Consider the following 21,314-nt stretch of genomic DNA (forward strand, 5'->3'; position numbering starts at 1 on the left):
ATGAACAAATCAATCATTCGTTTCATGGCGATCCGCAATATCGCCTTCTCCATCACGGTCGTGCTGACGCTGATTGGCCTGGGTGCACTGTTCACCAAGGGGCTCAACTTTGGCCTGGACTTCACGGGCGGCACGCTGATCGAGCTGCAGTACGAGCAGTCGGCGAATCTTGATCTGATCAAGAACGAGCTGGGGCAGGCTGGCTATACCGACGCAGTGGTACAGAGCTTCGGTGCCAGCACCGATGTGCTGGTGCGCCTGGCGGGTGACGACGCCGATCTGGGTAACCAGGTCGCTGCGGCGCTGCGCAAGGTGGATGCCGCTGCGCAGTTCGAGGTCAAGCGTGTCGAGTTCGTAGGCCCGCAAGTGGGCGAAGAGCTGCGCGACCAGGGCGGTATCGCCATGCTCCTGGCGCTCGGCGGTATCCTGCTGTACCTGGCTTTTCGCTTCCAGTGGAAGTTCGGCGTTGGCGCCATCGCCTCGCTGGTGCATGACGTGGTGATCACTCTGGGCGTGCTGGCATTCTTCCAGATCCAGTTCGACCTGACGGTGCTGGCTGCGGTACTGGCGATGATCGGTTACTCGCTCAACGACACCATCATCATCTATGACCGGATTCGTGAGAACTTCCGTGTGCTGCGCAAGACCTCGTTGATCGATAATGTCGATATCTCGATCACCCAGACCTTGCTGCGTACCATCGCCACTTCGTTGTCCACCGCGCTGGCGCTGCTGGCCCTGCTGTTCTTCGGCGGCGACGTGCTGGCCGCGTTCGCCCTGACCTTGCTGGTCGGTGTGGTGGTGGGTACCTACTCGTCGGTCTACATTGGTGCCTCGGTGCTGGTGTGGTTGAAGCTCAGCGTCGAGGATCTGATTCCTCCGGTGGCCGAGGCCGAGGTCGACGACGGTCGCCCCTGATGGTGTGACGGGCTTCAAGAAAGACAGTGAAAGCCGCGGTAAGTCGAACTTGCCGCGGCTTTTTGCTGTCCTAGGCAGGGAGAAGAGCGCGAGTCGCCGAGCCTAGGAGACACAAAAAATGAATAAATCACTATTGGTAGGTGCCGTACTGGGTGCTGTTGGTGTGACCGCAGGTGGTGCTGTCGCTACCTACAGTCTGGTTGATCGTGGCCCGGATTATGCCGAGGTGCTGGCTGTAACGCCGATCAACGAAACAGTGAAAACTCCGCGGGAGGTGTGCAAGGACGTGGCCGTGACTCGTCAGCGTCCGGTGCAGGACCAGCATCAGCTTGCCGGTACCGCTATCGGTGCCATCGCTGGCGGTCTGCTGGGTAATCAGGTTGGTGGCGGCAACGGCAAGAAGATCGCCACCGTGGCTGGTGCTGTTGGCGGCGGCTATGCCGGCAACAAGATTCAGGAGGGCATGCAGCAGCGTGACACTTACACCACCACCGAAACCCGCTGCAGCACCGTGACCGATACCAGCCAGAAGCTGGTAGGTTACGACGTGAAATATCAGTTGGACGAGAAGGTCGGTACCGTGCGCATGGATCGTGATCCGGGCAGCCGTATTCCGGTCAACAAGCAGGGTGAGCTGGTGCTGGTGCAGCAGGCCCAGTAAGGATCTCGAGCAATAAAAAAACGCCCCTCGGGGCGTTTTTTTGTGGCCTGCCATCCATGGCGGCCTCCCATCGGGCCGTCGCTGCGCGACGTCAAAAATCGCTCCGGGCGATTTTTTATGGCCTGGCGGAAGCTCAGCGCTTCATCGAGGGTGCCAGGTGCGGCTGGATCGCGGTCAGCACGGCCTTGAAGCACTTGGTGTTACCGGCGACGATCTGGCCTTTCTCGAGGAATTCATGGCTGCCGCTGAAGTCGCTGACCAGGCCGCCTGCTTCCTGAATCAGCAGGGCGCCGGCCGCCATGTCCCACTCGGACAGGCCGAACTCCCAGAAGGCATCGAAGCGGCCGGCAGCGACGTAGGCCAGGTCGAGGCTGGCAGCGCCTGCGCGGCGGATGCCGGCGGTTTGCCCGGTCAGGCTGCGGAACATGTTCAGGTAATTGTCCAGATGGTCGAGCTGACCGTCGCGGAACGGGAAGCCGGTGCCGAGCAGGGCGCCTTCCAGGCTCTTGCGGTTGCTGACGCGCAGGCGGCGGCCGTTGAGGGCCGCGCCGCGGCCGCGGCTGGCAGTGAACTCTTCCTGGCGAACCGGATCCAGCACGATGGCGTGCTCAAGGCGGCCGCGGTACTTGCAGGCGATGCTGATGGCGAAGTGCGGTACGCCGCGGACGAAGTTGGTGGTGCCGTCCAGCGGGTCGATGATCCACTGGTAGTCGGCGCCTTCGCCGCTGCCTTCCAGTACGCCGCCTTCTTCTCCCAGGAAGCTGTGGGTCGGGTAGGCCTTGCGGATGGCCTGGACGATCATCAGCTCGGCGGCCTTGTCGACCTCGGTGACGTAATCCTTGGCATCCTTCTCGTCGACCGAGATGACATCCAGGCGCTCGATGGAGCGAAAGATCATTTCACCGGCGCTGCGAGCGGCGCGCAGGGCGATATTCAGCATGGGCTGCATGGGAGGTTCACCTGGGGCGTTAAAGAAAGCCGGCCATGTTAGCAGAAAACCAATGTTGATGAAGTGCCGTCTGTACCTCGCATGGTAATCGCGCAGGGGCTTGGGTAAGATCGTTGCCCCTAAACGTTTCTGAGAGTGTCTGCGTTGCTGGACAATATTCGCGTCGTTCTGGTGGGTACCAGTCATCCGGGCAATATCGGCGGTGCCGCGCGGGCGATGAAAAACATGGGCCTGTCGCGTCTGGTGCTGGTCGCTCCCGAGGATTTCCCCAGTGGGGATGCCGTCGCGCGCGCCTCCGGTGCCACCGATGTGCTGGATGCTGCGCGGGTGGTCGAGACGCTGGAGGAGGCTCTGGTCGGCTGCACGCTGGTAATTGGCACCAGTGCGCGTGATCGGCGCATTCCCTGGCCGCTGCTGGATCCGCGTGAGTGTGGCGTGACCAGTTGTGAGCAGGCGGCTGCTGGTGGTGAAGTGGCGTTGGTGTTTGGCCGTGAATATGCCGGTCTGACCAATGAAGAGCTGCAGCGATGTCAATACCACGTGCATATTCCGTCGAATCCCGAGTTCAGCTCGCTGAACCTGGCGGCGGCGGTGCAGGTGCTGGCCTATGAAGTGCGCATGGCCTGGCTGACAGCGCAGAATCTGCCAAGCAAGGTGGAGAAGCTGGAATCCACGGCGATGCTCAATTCCCAGGCTGCGACGGCAGATGAGCTCGAGTCTTTTTACGGTCATTTGCGTCGTGTGCTGGTGATGATCGGGTTTCTCGATCCGCAGAAGCCTAGGCACCTGATGACTCGCCTGCGTCGTCTTTACGGGCGCAGTGCGGTGAGCAGGTTGGAGATGAATATCCTGCGCGGCATCCTTACCGAAACGGAGAAGGCCGTGCGTGGAGAGCCTCACAAGCAGGGGAAGTCTGATGTTTGAGCGCATTCGAGAAGATATCCAAAGCGTTTTTCACCGAGATCCAGCGGCGCGTAATGCCTTCGAGGTGGTGACCTGCTATCCGGGGCTGCATGCCGTGTGGTTGCACCGTGTGGCGCATGCTCTGTGGCGCTCGGGTTGGAAATGGCTGGCGCGCGTGGTGTCCAATTTCGGGCGCTGGATGACCGGTATCGAGATTCATCCGGGGGCGAAGATTGGGCGACGCTTCTTCATCGACCATGGCATGGGCATCGTGATCGGCGAGACCGCCGAGATCGGCAATGACGTCACGCTGTATCAGGGTGTAACCCTGGGTGGTACCAGCTGGAACAAGGGCAAGCGTCACCCGACGCTGGAGGATGGTGTGGTGGTGGGCGCCGGTGCCAAGGTGCTGGGGCCTTTCACTGTCGGTGCGGGCGCCAAGATCGGCTCCAATGCGGTGGTGACCAAAGCGGTGCCGGCGGGTGCGACTGCTGTCGGTATTCCCGGCAAGATCATCGTCAAGTCCGACGACGAGCAGGAGGCCAAGCGTCAGGCCATGGCCGAGAAGATCGGCTTTGATGCCTACGGCGTCGGTCAGGACATGCCGGACCCGGTGGCGCGCGCCATCGGCCAACTGCTCGATCATCTGCATGCGGTCGATGGTCGTCTGGAGGGTATGTGCAAGGCGCTGACGGGGCTGGGCAGTGACTACTGCGCCAAGGATTTGCCGACTCTGCGCGACGAAGATTTCGCGGACGTGTGCAAGGACCAGCAGCAGAGCGACAAGCCCGCAGCGTAATGCGTAGCGAGGCGGCATTTGCTATAGTGCCGCCTCGTTTTTGCGGTCAATCCTGAGTAAATTAATAGGTCTTATAGTTGACTTAAATACTCGGGAATCGCATACTTCGCCGCAATTCAGTGATTCGTGGTAGAGCCATGCGACTGACCACCAAAGGCCGTTACGCCGTTACCGCCATGCTTGACCTGGCGCTGCATGCGCAGCACGGTCCCGTTTCCCTGGCCGATATTTCCGAGCGGCAGGGCATCTCTCTGTCCTATCTCGAGCAGCTGTTCGCCAAGCTGCGCCGCGGCAGCCTGGTTTCCAGTGTGCGTGGGCCGGGTGGCGGTTATCAGCTGTCGCGTGACATGCGCGGCATTCAGGTAGCTCAGGTGATCGATGCGGTCAATGAGTCCGTGGATGCCACGCGCTGCCAGGGGCAGGGCGATTGTCACTCTGGTGACACCTGTCTGACCCATCACCTGTGGTGCGACCTCAGTCAGCAAATTCACGAATTTCTCAGCGGCATCAGCCTGGCTGATCTGGTCGCGCGCCATGAGGTGCAGGAAGTCGCGTTGCGTCAGGATCAGCGTCGCTGCTCCGGCAGGGGCACTGCACCGCTTTTGGATAAGATTGAAGCGTCTGCCATCGAGTGAGCAGGGCGTTTGCCTGATAGGAGAAAACCAATGAAATTGCCGATCTACCTCGATTATTCCGCCACCACGCCGGTAGACCCGCGTGTTGCGCAGAAGATGAGTGAGTGCCTGCTGGTCGACGGTAACTTCGGTAACCCGGCTTCGCGCTCTCACGTATTCGGCTGGAAGGCAGAAGAAGCTGTCGAAAACGCCCGTCGTCAGGTTGCTGAGCTGGTGGGCGCCGACCCGCGTGAAATCGTCTGGACCAGCGGCGCTACCGAATCCGACAACCTTGCCATCAAGGGTGTTGCGCACTTCTACAGCAGCAAGGGCAAGCACATCATCACCTCGAAGATCGAGCACAAGGCGGTGCTGGACACCACTCGTCAGCTCGAGCGTGAAGGTTTCGAAGTGACTTACCTTGAGCCGGGCGAAGATGGGCTGATCACGCCCGCCATGGTCGAGGCAGTGCTGCGCGAGGACACCACGCTGGTCTCGCTGATGCACGTCAATAACGAAATCGGCACCATCAACGATATTGCTGCCATCGGTGAGCTGACCCGCTCCCGCGGTGTGCTGCTGCATGTCGATGCTGCGCAGTCCACTGGCAAGGTCGAAATCGACCTGGAGAAGCTGAAGGTCGACCTGATGTCCTTCTCCGCGCACAAGACTTACGGCCCCAAAGGCGTTGGCGCCCTGTACGTGCGTCGCAAGCCGCGCGTGCGTCTGGAAGCACAGACTCACGGCGGTGGCCATGAGCGCGGCATGCGTTCGGGCACTCTGGCCACTCACCAGTGCGTTGGGATGGGTGAAGCCTTCCGCATCGCCAAGGAAGAAATGGCTGCCGAGAATCAGCGCATCACGGCTCTGCGTGATCGTTTTTATCGCCAGCTGGAAGACATGGAAGAGCTGTACGTCAACGGCAGCCTGACGGCCCGTGTGCCGCACAACCTCAACCTGAGTTTCAACTACGTCGAGGGTGAGTCGCTGATCATGGCGCTCAAGGACCTCGCCGTATCGTCCGGTTCGGCCTGTACCTCGGCTTCCCTGGAGCCGTCTTACGTGCTGCGCGCCCTGGGCCGCAACGACGAACTGGCGCACAGCTCGATTCGCTTCACCTTCGGTCGTTTCACCACCGAGGAAGAAGTCGACTATGCCGCTGCCAAGGTCCGTGAGGCCGTGGACAAGCTGCGCGAACTGTCGCCCCTGTGGGATATGTTCAAAGAAGGTGTCGACCTTTCCTCCGTGGAATGGGCAGCACACTAAAAGCTGCCGAGGCGGATCGTTCGCTGAGCGCTCCGCCGGAGAGCGGCACCTGATGAGAGAGGAAGTACAACATGGCATACAGTGACAAGGTCATCGACCACTACGAAAACCCGCGCAACGTCGGCAAGCTCAACGCCGAGGATCCGGACGTCGGTACCGGCATGGTCGGTGCGCCGGCCTGTGGTGACGTCATGCGCCTGCAGATCAAGGTCAGTGAGAGCGGCGTCATCGAAGATGCCAAGTTCAAGACCTATGGCTGCGGTTCGGCTATCGCCTCCAGCTCCCTCGCCACCGAGTGGATGAAGGGCAAGACTCTGGATGAAGCCGAGAGCATCAAGAACACCCAGCTCGCCGAAGAACTGGCGCTGCCGCCGGTGAAGATTCACTGCTCCGTACTCGCCGAGGACGCCATCAAGGCTGCCGTGCGCGACTACAAGCAGAAGAAAGGCTTGCTCTGATACGAGGTTTGTAATGGCCATCACCATGTCTGAAGCAGCAGCTCGTCATGTGCAGCGTTCCCTCGAGGGGCGCGGCAAGGGCGAGGGCATTCGCCTCGGTGTGCGTACTACCGGTTGCTCCGGCCTGGCCTACGTGCTCGAGTTCGTCGATGAACCGGCAGCGGAAGATCAGGTTTTCGAGAGCCATGGCGTCAAGGTGATCATTGATCCCAAGAGCCTGGTGTATCTCGATGGCACCGAATTGGACTTCGTCAAGGAAGGCCTCAACGAGGGCTTCAAGTTCAATAATCCCAACGTGCGTGGCGAATGCGGCTGCGGCGAGAGCTTCAACGTTTGAGGCTCTGTCGTGGGTAATCCGTGCCATTTCGCTTTGTTCGATCTGCAGCCGAGTTTTCGCCTCGATCTGGATCAGCTGGCCGTCCGTTATCGTGAACTGGCGCGCCAGGTGCATCCCGACCGATTCGCTGATGCGGGCGAGCGCGAGCAGCGCCTGGCGCTGGAGCGTTCGGCCAGCCTCAACGAGGCCTATCAGGTCCTGAAAACACCTTCGCAGCGTGCGCGCTACCTGCTGGCGATGCGCGGCCCCGAGCTGCCGTTGGAAGTGACGGTGCAGGATCCGGATTTTCTGCTGCAGCAGATGCAGTTGCGCGAAGAGCTGGAGGAATTGCAGGACGACGCCGATCTTGCTGGCGTTGCCGCCTTCAAGCGTCGCCTGAAGTCGGCGCAGGAGCTGCTCAATGACAGCTTCGCGGCGTGCTGGGACGATGAGGCTCGCCGCGAAGAGGCCGAGCGTCTGATGCGCCGCATGCAGTTCCTCGACAAGCTCTCTCATGAAGTGCGCCAGTTAGAAGAGCGCCTCGACGATTAACCTGTAGGTCGCCTGGGCGGCCTGCCTGATGATTTCAAGAAGACCATGGCCTTATTGCAGATCGCCGAGCCAGGACAGAGTCCGCAACCGCACCAGCGTCGGCTGGCAGTGGGCATCGACCTGGGTACTACCAACTCGCTGGTTGCCGCTGTACGCAGCGGTCTGGCCGAGCCTCTGGCTGACGCTGATGGCGAGGTCATCCTGCCTTCCGCCGTGCGCTACCACGCAGCAAGCGTCGAGGTTGGTGGGTCGGCCAAGCTGGCCGCCGCCTCTGATCCTTTCAATACCGTGCTGTCAGTCAAGCGCCTGATGGGGCGTGGCATTGCCGATGTTCATCAGCTTGGTGAGCAGATGCCGTATCGCTTCTCCGCGGGCGAGTCGCATATGCCCTTCATCGAGACGGTGCAAGGGGCGAAGAGCCCGGTAGAAGTGTCGGCAGAAATTCTCAAGACCCTGCGCCTGCGCGCCGAGCAGACCCTGGACGGGGAGCTGGTTGGTGCGGTGATTACCGTTCCGGCTTATTTCGACGATGCTCAGCGTCAGGCCACCAAGGACGCTGCGCGCCTGGCGGGTCTCACCGTTCTGCGTCTGCTCAATGAGCCGACTGCTGCTGCGGTCGCTTATGGCCTGGATCAGAAGGCCGAGGGCGTGGTCGCCATCTATGACCTCGGTGGCGGTACCTTCGATATTTCCATCCTGCGCCTGACTGGCGGTGTGTTCGAAGTGCTGGCCACCGGCGGCGACAGTGCGCTGGGTGGCGATGACTTCGATCATGCCATTGCCGACTGGATCATCCAGCAGGCTGGCATTTCCAACGATCTCGACCCGGCGACCCAGCGCAGCCTGTTGCAGGCCGCCTGTGCGGCCAAGGAAGGACTGACTGAGGCAGCCTGTGTCGAGCTGAGCCACGGCGACTGGCGTGGTTCGTTGTCGCGTGAGCAGTTCGAGGCACTGATCGAGCCGATGGTGGCGCGCAGCCTCAAGGCTTGCCGCCGCGCGGTGCGCGATTCGGGTGTCGAGCTGGAAGAGGTCAGTGCAGTGGTCATGGTGGGCGGTTCGACCCGTGTGCCGCGTGTGCGCGAGGCGGTTGGCGAGCTGTTCGGTCGTGCGCCGCTGACCAATATCGATCCGGATCAGGTGGTGGCCATTGGCGCCGCGATCCAGGCCGATGCCCTGGCCGGCAATCAGCGTAGCGATGGCGAAGAGTTGCTGTTGCTGGACGTGATTCCGCTGTCGCTCGGCCTGGAAACCATGGGCGGGTTGATGGAGAAGGTGATTCCGCGCAATACCACCATTCCGGTGGCGCGTGCGCAGGAGTTCACGACTTACAAGGATGGCCAGACGGCCATGATGATTCACGTGCTGCAGGGTGAGCGCGAGCTGATCGCCGATTGTCGCTCCCTGGCGCGCTTCGAATTGCGCGGCATCCCGCCGATGGTGGCAGGGGCGGCGAAGATTCGCGTGACCTTCCAGGTCGATGCCGACGGCCTGCTCAGTGTCGCGGCTCGCGAGCTGAGTTCGGGTATCGAGGCGAGCATTCAGGTCAAACCCTCTTACGGTCTGACCGATGGCGAAATCGCCCGCATGCTGCAGGACTCCTTCCAGAACGCTGGAGATGACAAGGCGGCCCGTGTACTGCGTGAGCAGCAGGTCGATGCCCAGCGCCTAATCGAGGCGGTCGAAGCTGCGCTGGAGGCCGATGGTGAGCGTTTGCTGGATGCCGAGGAGCGCGAGGTCATCGAACTGCAGGTGCAGGAGTTGCGTGATCTGCTTGCGGGTAGCGATGGCGCGGCGATCGAGCGGCAGACCAAGCGTCTGTCGCAGGTGACCGATGCGTTTGCTGCCCGCCGCCTGGATTCGACGGTAAAAGCCGCGTTGGCAGGGCGTAATCTGAATGAGATCGAGGAATAATTGATGCCGCAGGTAATTTTTCTGCCCCACGAGCGATTCTGCCCGGATGGTCTGGTGGTAGAGGCCGAGCCTGGCGTTTCCATCCTCGAGCTGGCGCATGAGCACCACATCGAGATGGAGAGCGCCTGCGGTGGTGTATGTGCCTGCACCACCTGTCACTGTATCGTGCGCGAAGGCTTCGATTCGCTGAACGAGGCCGACGAGCTGGAGGAAGACTACCTGGACAAGGCCTGGGGGCTCGAAGCTCAGTCGCGCCTGGCGTGTCAGGCCATAGTCGGTGAGCAAGACCTGACCGTCGAGATTCCCAAGTATTCGCTTAATCACGCGGCTGAAGCGCCGCATTAATCCAGGAAGCATCATCATGAGTCTGAAATGGGCCGATGTACTGGACATCGCCATCGAGCTGAGCGAGCAGAAGCCGGATGTCGATCCGCGCTACGTGAACTTCGTCGATCTGCACCGTTGGGTCGTATCCTTGCCAGAGTTCTCCGATGACCCGCAGCGCGGGGGGGAGAAAGTGCTGGAGGCGATACAGGCCGCCTGGATCGAAGAACTCGATTGAAACAGGCGCTTACGGCGCCTGCCCTACGCTTTTAACCGGAACCCGCGTATAATTCGCGGGTTTAATTTTTCGCTTTAACCCTAAAGTTTCTGGAGCTTCACATGGCTGTTCAACGTACTTTCTCCATCATCAAGCCTGACGCCGTTGCCAAGAACGTCATCGGTGAGATCACCACCCGTTTCGAAAAAGCCGGCCTGCGCGTTGTCGCTTCGAAGATGGTGCAACTGTCCGATCGCGAAGCTGCTGGTTTCTACGCTGAGCACAGCGAGCGTGGCTTCTTCAAGGATCTGGTTGCCTTCATGACTTCCGGCCCGGTCATCGTTCAGGTTCTGGAAGGCGAAGACGCCGTCCTGAAAAACCGTGAACTGATGGGCGCTACCAACCCGAAAGAAGCTGCTGCCGGCACCATCCGTGCTGACTTCGCCGTTTCCATCGACGAAAACGCCGTTCACGGTTCGGATTCCGAAGCGTCCGCTGCTCGCGAAATCGCTTACTTCTTCTCCGCTACCGAGCTGTGCGCGCGCATTCGCTGATTGGCGAATGAAGCGAGGATGAAGCCATGACCAATACCACCGGCAAGATCAACCTGCTGGGCCTGACCCAGCCGGAAATGGAACAGTTCTTCGAGTCCATCGGCGAGAAGCGCTTCCGTGCCGGCCAGGTGATGAAGTGGATTCACCATTTTGGCGTCGATGATTTCGCCGCCATGACCAATGTCGGCAAGGCCTTGCGCGAGAAGCTCGAGGCCTCTGCCGAGATTCGTGGCCCGGAAGTGGTCAGCGAAAATATTTCCGCCGATGGCACGCGCAAGTGGGTCGTGCGTGTGGCGTCTGGCAGCTGCGTGGAAACCGTGTACATCCCGCAGAATGGCCGCGGCACGCTGTGCGTGTCGTCGCAGGCCGGGTGTGCCCTGGATTGCAGTTTCTGTTCCACCGGCAAGCAAGGCTTCAACAGCGACCTGACCAGTGCCGAGATCATTGGCCAGGTATGGATCGCCAGCAAATCCTTCGGCTCCGTGCCGGCGAAGATCGACCGCGCCATCACCAACGTGGTGATGATGGGCATGGGCGAGCCGCTGCTGAATTTCGACAACGTCGTCTCCGCCATGCAGATCATGATGGACGACCTCGGCTACGGCATTTCCAAGCGCAAGGTGACCCTGTCCACCTCCGGCGTGGTGCCGATGATCGACAAGCTGGCCGAAGTGATCGACGTGTCCCTGGCTCTGTCGCTGCATGCGCCTAACGATGAGTTGCGCAATCAGCTGGTGCCGATCAACAAGAAGTATCCGCTGGAAATGCTGTTGGCCGCGTGCAAACGCTACATCTCCAAACTGGGCGAGAAGCGTGTGCTGACCATCGAGTACACCCTGCTCAAGGGCGTCAACGATCAGCCTGAGCATGCTGAGCAGATGATCGCACTTCTGGCCGATGTACCTTGCAAGATCAACCTGATTCCGTTTAATCCCTTCCCCTTCTCGGGGTACGAGCGGCCGAGCAATAACGCCATTCGCCGCTTCCAGGACCTGTTGCACAAGGCTGGTCATAACGTCACGGTACGTACGACGCGTGGTGACGATATCGATGCCGCCTGTGGCCAGTTGGTTGGCCAGGTCATGGACCGTACTCGGCGCAGTGAGCGTTATATTGCCGTGCGCCAACTGGGCAGCGAGGCGCAAGAGCCTCATGCTGCCACCAATCGAAATTGAAGAGAGGATGCCCATGACCTTGCGCCCTGCGCTGTTGTTGCTAGTTGTCAGTCTGCTCGGTGGTTGTGTGACCACTGGCGATGTCGACCCCATGCGTACGGCGAAAGGGCGTGATGAGGCACGTGATGCCTATGTTCAGCTGGGCCTGGCCTATATCCAGCAAGGCGATACCCAGCGCGCCAAGGTGCCGCTGAAGAACGCGCTGGACCTGGACTCCTCCAACGCTGATGCGCATGCCGCGCTGGCCATCGCATTCCAGCTGGAGATGGAGCCGAAGCTGGCCGACGAGCATTTCCGTAAAGCCCTGTCCCAGCGCCCGAAGGATGCTCGCCTGCTGAACAACTACGGCGGTTTTCTGTTCGAGCAGAAGCGCTACCAGGAAGCCCTGAGTACTTACCTCAAGGCTGCTGAGGACAATCTGTATCCGGAGCGCTCCCGGGTTTTCGAGAACTTGGGGCTGACAGCACTGCAGCTTGGTCAGCGCGAGCAGGCCAAGGAATACTTCCAGCGCGCCTTGCGCCTGAGTAGCCGGCAACCGCGCGCCTTGCTGGAGATGGCTGTGCTGTCCTACGAGGACAAAGAATATGTACCGGCTCGTCGTTACTACGACAGCTACAGCGAAATAGCACCGCAGAATGCTCGTAGCCTGCTGCTCGGTGCGCGCCTGGCAGAAGTGTTCGAGGACCGCGACCGGGCAGCCAGCCTGGGCCTGCAGCTACGACGTCTGTATCCGGCTTCTCAGGAATATCAGCAATTTGTTTCGGGGCAACGATGAACGCGGCACATAGTGAAGTGACATCTCAGTCGATGCCGACCAATCCAGGCGAAACTCTGCGCCAGGCCCGAGAGATCAAGGGCTTGGGCGTTGCCGAGGTGGCTGCTCAGCTCAACCTGACTCCGCAACGGCTTGCCCAGATCGAGGCGGGTGCTTTCGACAAACTCCCGGGTACCACCTTTGCCCGTGGCTACATTCGTGCCTATGCCAAGCTTCTGGAGATGGATCAGAACCGACTGGTGCTGGAGTTCGACCAGTTCACGGGCACTGATGCCACTGGCAGCAACGTGCATGCACTTGGTCGTATCGAAGAGCCCGTGCGTTATTCGCAGAGCATCCTGCGCCTGGTGAGTTTCCTGCTGCTGCTGGCGCTGATCGGCGCCGGTTTTCTCTGGTGGCAGGATCAGGGCCGTCCAGGTGCCAACTTGGCTGATCTGGGGCTGGAGCATGTAGAAGTGGAGGGGGCCGATGGCACCACCCAGGTGCACTCGCTCGCCGAACCAGAAGACCAGGCAGTGGCAGATGCTCAGGGTAGCGACCAGGGCACTCCCTTGCTGTTGCCGGTCGAGCCGGGCGAAGCGCCGGAAGATTCCACTGCCGTAGAACAGCCTGCCACCCAGAGTACGGCGCCTGAACAAAGCGCGCCAGAAGCGCCGGCTGCTCCCGTATCGACCGAGCCAGCTGCCGCTGCCAGCGTGCCGGAGTCTGCTGCTGCGCCTGCCGCCCCGGTGGTCGCGACTGCCGGACAAGGTGCGCTCAACGTGCAGTTCACCGCCGATTGCTGGACACAGGTGACCGATGCCGATGGCAAGGTGCTGCTCAGTGCGCTCAAGCGCAGTGGCGAGCGTATCGACCTGACCGGCAAAGCACCGCTGGAGCTGCGCCTGGGTTTCGCCCGGGGCGCCCAGGTGACCTACAACGGCCAAAGCGTGGACGTTGCGCCGCACATGACCGGCGAAACCGCGCGCCTGAAACTGGGGTTGTAAAGCATGCATTGCGAATCGCCGATCAAGCGCCGACTGTCGCGCAAGATCTGGGTTGGCTCGGTCCCGGTGGGCGGCGATGCGCCGATCGCCGTACAGAGCATGACCAACACCGACACTAACGATGTGGCCGCCACCGTGGCGCAGATTCGTCGCCTGGAAGATGCCGGCGCCGATATCGTGCGTGTTTCCGTGCCGGACATGGATGCAGCCGAAGCTTTTGGCCTGATCAAGCAGCAGGTGCGCGTGCCGCTGGTGGCCGACATTCACTTCGACTACCAGATCGCCCTGCGCGTGGCTGAGCTGGGCGTCGACTGCCTGCGTATCAACCCGGGCAACATCGGCCGTGAGGATCGTGTCAGGGCAGTGGTCGAGGCCGCGCGTGACAAGGGCATCCCGATTCGCATCGGCGTCAACGCCGGCTCCCTGGAAAAGGACCTGCAGAAGAAGTACGGCGAGCCAACGCCGGAAGCGCTGGTCGAGTCCGCGTTGCGCCATGTCGAGCATCTCGACCGTCTGAATTTCCCCGACTTCAAGGTTAGCGTGAAGGCCTCTGACGTATTCATGGCCGTCGAGGCTTACCGCCTACTGGCCAAGCAGATCGAGCAGCCGTTGCACCTGGGCATTACCGAAGCCGGTGGCCTGCGCTCGGGGACGGTGAAATCCGCTGTCGGCCTGGGCATGCTGCTGGCCGAGGGCATTGGCGATACCATTCGCATTTCTCTGGCTGCCGATCCGGTGGAGGAGATCAAGGTCGGTTTCGACATCCTCAAGTCCCTGCGCCTGCGTTCGCGTGGTATCAACTTCATCGCCTGCCCGAGCTGCTCGCGGCAGAACTTCGATGTGGTCAAGACCATGAACGAGCTGGAGAGCCGAGTCGAGGATCTGCTGGTGCCGCTCGACGTGGCCGTGATCGGTTGTGTGGTCAACGGTCCTGGTGAAGCCAAGGAGGCACATATCGGCCTCACCGGCGGTAGCCCGAACAACCTGGTCTATATCGACGGCAAACCAGCCTCGAAACTGACCAACGAAAACCTGGTGGATGAGCTGGAAAAACTCATCCGCGACAAGGCGGCCGAGAAGGTCGCCGCCGATGCTGCCGTGATCGTGCGCGGCTGATCGCTGCGCTTTAAGGATTCTTAGTGAGCAAGTCCCTACAAGCCATCCGTGGCATGAACGACATCCTGCCGGAGCAGACGCCTGCCTGGCGCTACCTGGAAAGTACCCTGGTCAGCCTGCTCGATGGCTACGGTTACAAGGAAATCCGTCTGCCCATCGTCGAGTACACCGAGCTTTTCGCTCGTGGTATCGGCGAGGGCACCGACGTGGTCGACAAGGAGATGTACACCTTCCGCGACCGCAACGAAGAGTCCCTGACCCTGCGTCCGGAGGGCACTGCCGGTTGTGTGCGTGCTGTGCTCGAGCATGGTCTGGCTGGCGGCGGTCAGGTGCAGAAACTGTGGTACGCGGGGCCGATGTTCCGCTACGAGAAACCGCAGAAAGGTCGTTACCGGCAGTTCCATCAGGTTGGTGTGGAGGCGTTCAATCTGCCCGGCCCGGATGTCGATGCCGAGTTGATCGTGCTCACCTGGCGCTTGTGGAAAAAACTCGGTCTGGCCGACGCCGTTACCCTGCAGCTCAACAGCCTGGGCTCCAGCGAGGCACGCGCAGCCTATCGTGACGCCCTGGTGGCCTATCTGCAGGAGCGCTTCGAGCAGCTCGATGAAGACAGCCAGCGCCGTCTGACCACCAACCCGTTGCGCATCCTCGACAGCAAGAACGCGGCGACTCAAGCTGTTCTGGTCGGCGCGCCGACCCTGGGCGATTACCTCGACGAGGAGTCGCGTCTGCACTTCGAGGGTGTCAAGGCGCGTCTGGACGCAGTCGGCATTCGTTACGAGATCAACCACAAGCTGGTGCGCGGTCTGGATTACTACAACCGCACGGTGTTCGAGTGGGTCACCACCAAGCTGGGCGCGCAGGGTACTGTCTGCGCTGGTGGCCGCTACGATGGTCTGGTCACTCAGCTGGGCGGCAAGGCCACACCTGGCGTCGGCTTCGCCATGGGTGTCGAGCGCCTGGTTCTGTTGCTGGAAACCCTGGAATTGTTGCCGGCCGACCTCAATCGTGCGGCCGATGTTTACGTCTGCGCCTTTGGCGAGGCGGCCGAGCTGGCTGCATTGACTTTGGTCGAGCGCCTGCGCGACCAGTTGCCGGGCCTGAATCTGCTGCTCAACAGCGGTGGCGGCAGTTTCAAAAGCCAGTTCAAGAAGGCCGACAAGAGCGGTGCACGCTATGCACTGATTCTGGGGGACGACGAATTGGCAGCACGCGTGGTAGGTTGCAAACCGCTGCGCGATGATAGCGAACAAAAAAGCGTTGCCTGGGATGCTCTGGCCGAGCATCTGGCCGCCTGTCAGCAACAGGCCTGAGCAGGCTCTCGATTAGGAGTACGGGGTTAGACATGCAGACCGAAGACGAACAGATCGCGCAAATCAAGGACTGGTGGGATCGCAACGGCAAGCCTTTGCTGGCTGGCGGTGTGCTCGCGCTTGTCGCCGTGCTCGGCTGGCAGGGCTGGCAGAAGTACCAGACCAATCAGGCTCAGGGGGCCTCGGCGCTTTATCAGCAATTGCTGGAAACCGCACTGGATCCGGCTGGCAAGCCCGACGCCGGTAAGGTGGCGGAGCTAGCCGGCAAGCTCGACAGCGAGTTCGGTGGTACTCATTACGCCCAGTACGGCAACCTGTTCGTGGCCAAGGTCGCTGTTGAAGCGAACCGCCTCGACGATGCTGCCGCTGCGTTGCAGGGCGTATTGGACAAGCCCGCTGACGCGACCCTGGATGAGCTGGCGCGCCAGCGTCTGGCCCGCGTTTTGGCCGCTCAGGACAAGACCGATGAGGCGTTGAAACTGCTCGATGCCAAGGTCGATGATGCTTTCCTCGCCAGCCGCGAAGAACTCAAGGGCGACCTGCTGGTGCAGTTGGGCCGCAGCGATGATGCTCACGCCGCCTACCAGAAGGCCAAGGACGCGCTGGCCGAAGACGCCGCCGTTGGTGGTTTGCAGATGAAGCTGGACGACCTGGCAAAAGGGGATGCGTGACGTGATGCGTTGGAAGAATGCCGCACTGCTGGCTCTGGCCCTTCTGGCCGTGGGTTGCAGCAGCAATAGCAAGAAGGAACTGCCGCCCGCCGAACTGACCAAGTTCGATGAAGAAGTCGAGCTGCGCACCGAATGGAGCCGCTCCATCGGTGATGGCCAGGGCGAAACCTTCAACATGCTGGTGCCTGCCATCGATGGCGACGTCATTTATGCCGCCGATGTCGAAGGCCTGGTCATGGCCATGGACCGCACCAGCGGCAAGGTCATCTGGCGCAAGAAGCTTGAAATCCCGGTCTCCGGCGCTATCGGCGTTGGCTACGGTCAGGTGTTGCTGGGTACCCTCAAGGGCGAAGTGATCGCCCTGGACTCCAGCGACGGTGAAGAACAGTGGCGTTCGCGCGTGACCAGCGAAGTGCTGGCGGCTCCGGCCACCAATGGCGATATCGTCGTGGTGCAAACCCAGGACGATCGTCTGATCGCTTTCGATGCCAGCACCGGTAGCCAGCGCTGGATCGTCGAGAATACCCCGGCCGTATTGACCCTGCGCGGTACTGGCGCTCCGCTGGTGACCAACCGTCTGGTGGTCGCCGGCCTGTCCAGTGGCAAGGTCATTGCCGTTGACGCCCAGCGCGGCCTTCCGGTCTGGGAACAGCGCGTCGCCATTCCGCAAGGTCGCTCCGAGCTGGAGCGCGTGGTCGACATCGATGGCGGTCTGCTGTTGTCTGGCGGCACCGTCTACGCGGTGAGCTACCAGGGCCGTGTCGCGGCCATGGATCTGGAGTCCGGTCGCGTGCTTTGGCAGCGCGAGGCGTCCAGCTCGGTGGGTGTGGCTCAAGGCTTCGGCAATCTCTATGTCAGCATGGCCAGCGGAACCGTCGAAGGTATCGACGAGCGCAGCGCTTCGGCCCTGTGGAGCAACGATTCGATGGCCCGCCGCCAGCTGTCCGGGCCGGCGGTATTCTCCAGTTATGTCGCCGTGGGTGACTTCGAGGGCTATCTGCACCTGCTGAGCCAGGTCGATGGACGCTTTGTCGGCCGTACCCGTATCGACAGCGACGGCCTGCGTGCCCAGCCGCTGGTGGTGGGTGACTGGCTGTACGTCTACGGCAACAGCGGCAAGTTGGTGGCACTGACCATCAAGTAACGCGCTATGCTGGCGGTACCCCCGACAGCACGAAACATCCTGGCCGCTGCCCATGCAGCGGCCTTTGCATTTTCTGAATTAACCGAGTGGAGAGCCTGATGGTTCCCGTAATTGCCCTGGTGGGCCGGCCGAATGTCGGCAAGTCCACGCTCTTCAACCGCCTGACCCGCAGCCGCGACGCCATCGTCGGCGACCTGTCCGGTCTGACCCGCGACCGCCAGTATGGCGAGGCGAAGTGGCAGGGGCGCACCTATATCGTGATCGACACCGGTGGTATCTCTGGTGACGAGGAAGGCATCGACGCGAAGATGGCCGAGCAGTCGCTGCAGGCCATCGAAGAGGCCGATGCCGTGCTGTTCCTGGTGGACGCGCGCGCCGGTATGACCGCCTCCGACCAGATGATCGGCGAGCACCTGCGGCGTCGTAACAAGCAGAGCTTCCTGGTGGTGAACAAGGTCGACAACCTCGACGTCGACCTGGCCCGCGCCGAGTTCAGCCCCATGGGCCTGGGCGAGCCACTGGCGATTGCCGGTGCGCATGGCCGCGGCATCACCCAGATGCTGGAAGTCGTGCTCGGTGCGTTCCCCAAGGACGCTGGCGAGCTGGAAGAGGGCACCGAGGAAGAGGAGGAAGTGCTCGAAGGCCAGGAGGCCAAGCGCATTCCCGGGCCGAGCGAGAAGGACGGCATCAAGCTGGCCATCATCGGCCGGCCGAACGTCGGCAAGTCCACTCTGGTCAACCGCATGCTTGGCGAGGAGCGGGTCATCGTCTATGACCAGGCCGGCACCACGCGTGACAGCATCTACATTCCCTTCGAGCGCGATGAAGAGAAGTACACCCTGATCGACACCGCCGGCGTGCGCCGTCGCGGCAAGATCTTCGAGGCCGTGGAGAAGTTTTCCGTGGTCAAGACGCTGCAGGCCATTCAGGACTCCAACGTCGTGGTGTTCGTCATGGACGCCCGCGAAGGGGTGGTCGACCACGACCTCAACCTGCTCGGCTTCGTGCTGGAAAGCGGTCGTGCGTTGGTCATCGCCCTGAACAAGTGGGACGGCATGGATCAGGGCCAGAAGGATTACGTGAAGACCGAGCTGGAGCGCCGGCTGTTCTTCGTCGACTTCGCCGACATCCACTTCATTTCCGCCCTGCACGGTACCGGCGTCGGCCATCTGTACAAGTCGGTGCAGGCGTCGTTCAAGTCGGCCATCACCCGCTGGCCGACCAGCCGCCTGACGCAGATTCTCGAAGATGCCGTCAGCGACCATGCACCGCCTCTGGTCAACGGTCGCCGCATCAAGCTGCGCTATGCCCACCTGGGTGGCGCCAACCCACCGCTGATCGTGATTCACGGTAACCAGGTCGACGCCGTGCCGCGTGCCTACAGCCGTTACTTGGAAAACACCTTCCGCCGCGTATTGAAGCTGGTGGGTACGCCGATCCGCATCGAGTACAAGGGCGGCGAGAACCCCTACGAGGGCAACAAGAACAAGCTCACGGATCGTCAGGTGAACAAGAAGCGCCGGTTGATGAGCCACCACAAGAAGGCCGAGAAGAAGCGCAAGGACAAGCGCTAGTAATCTTTGTGCCAGGGTGTGCGCCGGTGTTAGTCCGGCGCGCACCGCATAAGCTTCCAACGCTTTTTCATAAGCGCTGCGGGTGCCGCCTGTGGCGCCCTTCGGCTATCCTCGCGGCTTGCCTAGTTCTTCGTAGGAAGTCGCGATGCTCGTCAGCAAACTGCCCAACGTCGGCACCACCATCTTTACGCGGATGTCCCAGCTTGCGCTGGAGACCGGCGCGATCAACCTGTCCCAGGGCTTCCCCGACTTCGACGGGCCGCAGGCGCTGCGTGAGGCCGTGGCGCGTCATGTCATGGACGGGCGCAACCAGTATTCGCCAATGACCGGGCTGCCGAGCCTGCGCCAGCAGGTAGCGGCCAAGTTGGCGCGCAGTTATAGCGTGCAGCGCGATGCCGACAGCGAGATCACCATTACCCCGGGCGCTACCGAAGCGATCTTCTGCGCGGTGCAGGCACTGATTCGTGCCGGTGATGAAGCCATCGTGCTCGACCCTTGCTACGACAGTTACGAGCCCTCGGTGGAACTGGCTGGCGGACGCTGCGTGCATGTGCCGCTGGCACTGCCGGATTTCGCTGTCGATTGGCAGCGTCTGGCCGATGCCATCGGCCCGCGCACGCGGCTGATCTTCCTCAACTCCCCGCACAACCCGAGCGGTGCGCTGCTCAGCCGCGCCGATCTGGACAAGCTGGCCGAGCTTATTCGCGGGCGCGATATTCATGTGATCAGTGACGAGGTTTACGAACATCTGATCTATGACGGCCAGCGTCATGCCAGCGTACTGGCCCACGATGAGCTGTATCAGCGGGCGTTCGTGGTCAGCTCCTTCGGCAAGACCTATCACGTGACTGGCTGGAAGACCGGCTACGTGGTGGCGCCGCCGGCGCTGACGGCCGAGCTGCGCAAGATTCACCAGTACGTCAATTTTTGCGGCGTGACGCCGCTGCAGTTCGGTCTCGCCGATTTCATGGCCGCGCACCCTGAGCATGTCGAGGAGTTGCCGGCCTTCTACCAGACCAAGCGCGATCTGTTCTGTGGCCTGCTGGCTGACTCGCGTTTTACCTTCAGCCGCGCACCGGGCACCTATTTCCAGCTGGCGGATTACTCTGCCATTCGCCCGGATCTGGACGACGTGGCCATGGCCGAGTGGCTGACCCGCGAACATGGCGTGGCGGCGATTCCGGTATCGGTGTTCTACCAGTCGGCGCCCCAGGATATGCGCCTGGTGCGCTTCTGCTTCGCCAAGCGTGAGGACACCCTGCGCGAGGCTGCCGAGAAACTTTGCGCTGTATGAGCGCCTACCGATTCTCCGAGGCATCGAAATGAGCAACAAACCTGACATCGAGCTGGCGCTGATCCAGACCACCCTGGCCTGGCACGATCCTGCCGCCAACCGAGAGCACTTCCAGGCGCTGCTGGAACAGGCGCGCGGCGCCGATCTGGTGATCCTGCCGGAAATGTTCACCACCGGTTTCTCCATGGAGTCGTCGGTGCTGGCCGAACCGGAAGATGGCCCCAGCAGCGCCTGGCTGCGTGAGCAGGCCCAGCGAATTGGCGCAGTGATCTGCGCCAGCCTGATCATCCAGGCCGCCGATGGCAGCTACCGCAACCGTCTGCTCTGGGCTCGCCCGGACGGCTCTGTGGCGCATTACGACAAACGCCACCTGTTCCGCATGGCTGGTGAGCACAAGCACTACCGGGCTGGCGAGCAGCAGGCGGTGTTCGATCTCAAGGGGTGGCGCGTGCGAGCGCTGATCTGCTACGACCTGCGCTTCCCGGTGTGGAGTCGCGATGCAGCAGGCACTGACCTGCTGCTGTACACCGCCAACTGGCCGGGTGCACGTCGTCAGCACTGGAACCGTCTGCTGCCGGCGCGGGCCATCGAGAACCTGTGCTATGTCGCGGCTGTGAACCGCGTCGGCGAGGACGGCAAGGGCCACGGTTATACTGGCGATTCCCAGGTGCTGGACTTCCAGGGCGAGGCGCTGCTGGCGGCTGGCGATGGCGATGGTGTATTCCGCACCTGGCTATCGAGCGAGGCGCTGAGTGCCTATCGCGAGCGCTTCCCCGCACACCTGGATGCGGATGTTTTCACCTTGAACTGATCAGGAGCTACAT

Annotated in this window: 24 protein-coding genes; 23 read left to right on the forward strand and 1 reads right to left on the reverse strand. The window is 61.6% G+C overall.

The genetic code is table 11. The features are described from left to right. Complete coding sequence (secF, locus tag PCLY_RS18790) at nt 1-918, forward strand: protein translocase subunit SecF (RefSeq protein WP_061241126.1); 918 nt, start codon at nt 1-3, stop codon at nt 916-918. 118 nt (nt 919-1,036) lie between these two features. Next, nucleotides 1,037-1,579 carry a glycine zipper 2TM domain-containing protein gene (locus tag PCLY_RS18795; RefSeq protein ID WP_061241127.1) on the forward strand — a complete coding sequence of 181 codons (543 nt, stop codon included), beginning with the start codon at nt 1,037-1,039 and terminating at the stop codon, nt 1,577-1,579. Between the two features lie 133 nt (nt 1,580-1,712). On the opposite strand, the gene suhB is transcribed toward PCLY_RS18795, so the two are convergent. Further along, entirely contained in the window at nt 1,713-2,528 is an 816-nt protein-coding gene (suhB, locus tag PCLY_RS18800) for a type III secretion system regulator SuhB (RefSeq protein ID WP_061241128.1), read from the reverse strand. Between the two features lie 144 nt (nt 2,529-2,672). Here suhB and trmJ point away from each other — a divergent pair, with 144 nt between their 5' ends. From trmJ to PCLY_RS18905, 21 genes are all read left to right on the forward strand, one after another. After that, entirely contained in the window at nt 2,673-3,452 is a 780-nt protein-coding gene (trmJ, locus tag PCLY_RS18805; protein ID WP_061241129.1) for a tRNA (cytosine(32)/uridine(32)-2'-O)-methyltransferase TrmJ, read from the forward strand. Continuing rightward, nucleotides 3,445-4,230: a serine O-acetyltransferase gene (cysE, locus tag PCLY_RS18810; RefSeq protein WP_061241130.1), complete on the forward strand. Its 786-nt coding sequence runs from the start codon at nt 3,445-3,447 to the stop codon at nt 4,228-4,230. The genes trmJ and cysE overlap by 8 nt, the downstream gene beginning before the upstream one ends. Nucleotides 4,231-4,367: 137 nt before the next feature. Then, nucleotides 4,368-4,865, forward strand: a complete 498-nt coding sequence (iscR, locus tag PCLY_RS18815) for a Fe-S cluster assembly transcriptional regulator IscR (protein ID WP_061241131.1) — start codon at nt 4,368-4,370, stop codon at nt 4,863-4,865. A gap of 30 nt (nt 4,866-4,895) precedes the next feature. Continuing rightward, nucleotides 4,896-6,110 carry an IscS subfamily cysteine desulfurase gene (locus PCLY_RS18820; protein ID WP_061241132.1) on the forward strand — a complete coding sequence of 405 codons (1,215 nt, stop codon included), beginning with the start codon at nt 4,896-4,898 and terminating at the stop codon, nt 6,108-6,110. Between the two features lie 71 nt (nt 6,111-6,181). Continuing rightward, nucleotides 6,182-6,568 (forward strand): Fe-S cluster assembly scaffold IscU, encoded by a 387-nt coding sequence (gene iscU / locus PCLY_RS18825; RefSeq protein WP_017362576.1) that lies wholly within the window; start codon nt 6,182-6,184, stop codon nt 6,566-6,568. A 13-nt stretch (nt 6,569-6,581) separates the two neighbouring features. Then, nucleotides 6,582-6,905, forward strand: coding sequence for an iron-sulfur cluster assembly protein IscA (gene iscA / locus PCLY_RS18830; protein ID WP_061241133.1), 324 nt, complete (start codon nt 6,582-6,584; stop codon nt 6,903-6,905). Between the two features lie 9 nt (nt 6,906-6,914). Continuing rightward, the gene (gene hscB, locus PCLY_RS18835) at nt 6,915-7,436 is read left to right on the forward strand and encodes a co-chaperone HscB (RefSeq protein WP_061241134.1); all 522 of its coding nucleotides are present in this window, start codon (nt 6,915-6,917) and stop codon (nt 7,434-7,436) included. 45 nt (nt 7,437-7,481) lie between these two features. Beyond that, entirely contained in the window at nt 7,482-9,347 is a 1,866-nt protein-coding gene (gene hscA, locus PCLY_RS18840; protein ID WP_061241135.1) for a Fe-S protein assembly chaperone HscA, read from the forward strand. A 3-nt stretch (nt 9,348-9,350) separates the two neighbouring features. After that, nucleotides 9,351-9,692: an ISC system 2Fe-2S type ferredoxin gene (gene fdx, locus PCLY_RS18845; RefSeq protein WP_061241136.1), complete on the forward strand. Its 342-nt coding sequence runs from the start codon at nt 9,351-9,353 to the stop codon at nt 9,690-9,692. Nucleotides 9,693-9,708: 16 nt separating this feature from the next. Beyond that, nucleotides 9,709-9,909 (forward strand): Fe-S cluster assembly protein IscX, encoded by a 201-nt coding sequence (gene iscX, locus PCLY_RS18850; protein ID WP_061241137.1) that lies wholly within the window; start codon nt 9,709-9,711, stop codon nt 9,907-9,909. A gap of 101 nt (nt 9,910-10,010) precedes the next feature. After that, complete coding sequence (ndk, locus tag PCLY_RS18855; RefSeq protein ID WP_061241138.1) at nt 10,011-10,442, forward strand: nucleoside-diphosphate kinase; 432 nt, start codon at nt 10,011-10,013, stop codon at nt 10,440-10,442. Between the two features lie 26 nt (nt 10,443-10,468). Next, nucleotides 10,469-11,617, forward strand: coding sequence for a dual-specificity RNA methyltransferase RlmN (gene rlmN / locus PCLY_RS18860; RefSeq protein WP_061241139.1), 1,149 nt, complete (start codon nt 10,469-10,471; stop codon nt 11,615-11,617). Between the two features lie 13 nt (nt 11,618-11,630). Further along, nucleotides 11,631-12,392 (forward strand): type IV pilus biogenesis/stability protein PilW, encoded by a 762-nt coding sequence (gene pilW, locus PCLY_RS18865; RefSeq protein ID WP_061241627.1) that lies wholly within the window; start codon nt 11,631-11,633, stop codon nt 12,390-12,392. Next, complete coding sequence (locus PCLY_RS18870; RefSeq protein ID WP_061241140.1) at nt 12,389-13,378, forward strand: RodZ domain-containing protein; 990 nt, start codon at nt 12,389-12,391, stop codon at nt 13,376-13,378. Before pilW ends, PCLY_RS18870 begins: the two co-directional genes overlap by 4 nt. 3 nt (nt 13,379-13,381) lie before the next feature. Continuing rightward, entirely contained in the window at nt 13,382-14,494 is a 1,113-nt protein-coding gene (ispG, locus tag PCLY_RS18875; protein ID WP_061241141.1) for a flavodoxin-dependent (E)-4-hydroxy-3-methylbut-2-enyl-diphosphate synthase, read from the forward strand. A 23-nt stretch (nt 14,495-14,517) separates the two neighbouring features. Next, nucleotides 14,518-15,807: a histidine--tRNA ligase gene (gene hisS, locus PCLY_RS18880; RefSeq protein WP_061241142.1), complete on the forward strand. Its 1,290-nt coding sequence runs from the start codon at nt 14,518-14,520 to the stop codon at nt 15,805-15,807. A 32-nt stretch (nt 15,808-15,839) separates the two neighbouring features. Next, entirely contained in the window at nt 15,840-16,478 is a 639-nt protein-coding gene (locus tag PCLY_RS18885) for a tetratricopeptide repeat protein (RefSeq protein ID WP_061241143.1), read from the forward strand. Then, on the forward strand, nt 16,471-17,622 hold the full coding sequence (bamB, locus tag PCLY_RS18890) for an outer membrane protein assembly factor BamB (protein WP_061241144.1): 1,152 nt from the start codon (nt 16,471-16,473) through the stop codon (nt 17,620-17,622). The genes PCLY_RS18885 and bamB overlap by 8 nt, the downstream gene beginning before the upstream one ends. Nucleotides 17,623-17,720: 98 nt before the next feature. Beyond that, the gene (gene der, locus PCLY_RS18895; protein ID WP_061241145.1) at nt 17,721-19,196 is read left to right on the forward strand and encodes a ribosome biogenesis GTPase Der; all 1,476 of its coding nucleotides are present in this window, start codon (nt 17,721-17,723) and stop codon (nt 19,194-19,196) included. A 145-nt stretch (nt 19,197-19,341) separates the two neighbouring features. Then, nucleotides 19,342-20,490, forward strand: coding sequence for a pyridoxal phosphate-dependent aminotransferase (locus PCLY_RS18900; RefSeq protein WP_061241146.1), 1,149 nt, complete (start codon nt 19,342-19,344; stop codon nt 20,488-20,490). 28 nt (nt 20,491-20,518) lie between these two features. Further along, on the forward strand, nt 20,519-21,301 hold the full coding sequence (locus tag PCLY_RS18905) for an amidohydrolase (protein ID WP_061241147.1): 783 nt from the start codon (nt 20,519-20,521) through the stop codon (nt 21,299-21,301). Nucleotides 21,302-21,314 lie beyond the last annotated feature (13 nt).

Source organism: Ectopseudomonas composti (genome assembly GCF_001567565.1).
Classification (GTDB): domain Bacteria; phylum Pseudomonadota; class Gammaproteobacteria; order Pseudomonadales; family Pseudomonadaceae; genus Aquipseudomonas; species Aquipseudomonas composti_A.

Coding starts and splice junctions, on each gene's coding strand:
- secF (WP_061241126.1), top strand. CDS start 1: ATGAACAAATCAATCATTCGTTTCATGGCGATCCGCAATATCGCCTTC.
- PCLY_RS18795 (WP_061241127.1), top strand. CDS start 1,037: ATGAATAAATCACTATTGGTAGGTGCCGTACTGGGTGCTGTTGGTGTG.
- suhB (WP_061241128.1), bottom strand. CDS start 2,528: ATGCAGCCCATGCTGAATATCGCCCTGCGCGCCGCTCGCAGCGCCGGT.
- cysE (WP_061241130.1), top strand. CDS start 3,445: ATGTTTGAGCGCATTCGAGAAGATATCCAAAGCGTTTTTCACCGAGAT.
- iscR (WP_061241131.1), top strand. CDS start 4,368: ATGCGACTGACCACCAAAGGCCGTTACGCCGTTACCGCCATGCTTGAC.
- PCLY_RS18820 (WP_061241132.1), top strand. CDS start 4,896: ATGAAATTGCCGATCTACCTCGATTATTCCGCCACCACGCCGGTAGAC.
- iscU (WP_017362576.1), top strand. CDS start 6,182: ATGGCATACAGTGACAAGGTCATCGACCACTACGAAAACCCGCGCAAC.
- iscA (WP_061241133.1), top strand. CDS start 6,582: ATGGCCATCACCATGTCTGAAGCAGCAGCTCGTCATGTGCAGCGTTCC.
- hscA (WP_061241135.1), top strand. CDS start 7,482: ATGGCCTTATTGCAGATCGCCGAGCCAGGACAGAGTCCGCAACCGCAC.
- fdx (WP_061241136.1), top strand. CDS start 9,351: ATGCCGCAGGTAATTTTTCTGCCCCACGAGCGATTCTGCCCGGATGGT.
- iscX (WP_061241137.1), top strand. CDS start 9,709: ATGAGTCTGAAATGGGCCGATGTACTGGACATCGCCATCGAGCTGAGC.
- ndk (WP_061241138.1), top strand. CDS start 10,011: ATGGCTGTTCAACGTACTTTCTCCATCATCAAGCCTGACGCCGTTGCC.
- rlmN (WP_061241139.1), top strand. CDS start 10,469: ATGACCAATACCACCGGCAAGATCAACCTGCTGGGCCTGACCCAGCCG.
- pilW (WP_061241627.1), top strand. CDS start 11,631: ATGACCTTGCGCCCTGCGCTGTTGTTGCTAGTTGTCAGTCTGCTCGGT.
- PCLY_RS18870 (WP_061241140.1), top strand. CDS start 12,389: ATGAACGCGGCACATAGTGAAGTGACATCTCAGTCGATGCCGACCAAT.
- ispG (WP_061241141.1), top strand. CDS start 13,382: ATGCATTGCGAATCGCCGATCAAGCGCCGACTGTCGCGCAAGATCTGG.
- PCLY_RS18885 (WP_061241143.1), top strand. CDS start 15,840: ATGCAGACCGAAGACGAACAGATCGCGCAAATCAAGGACTGGTGGGAT.
- bamB (WP_061241144.1), top strand. CDS start 16,471: ATGCGTGACGTGATGCGTTGGAAGAATGCCGCACTGCTGGCTCTGGCC.
- der (WP_061241145.1), top strand. CDS start 17,721: ATGGTTCCCGTAATTGCCCTGGTGGGCCGGCCGAATGTCGGCAAGTCC.
- PCLY_RS18900 (WP_061241146.1), top strand. CDS start 19,342: ATGCTCGTCAGCAAACTGCCCAACGTCGGCACCACCATCTTTACGCGG.
- PCLY_RS18905 (WP_061241147.1), top strand. CDS start 20,519: ATGAGCAACAAACCTGACATCGAGCTGGCGCTGATCCAGACCACCCTG.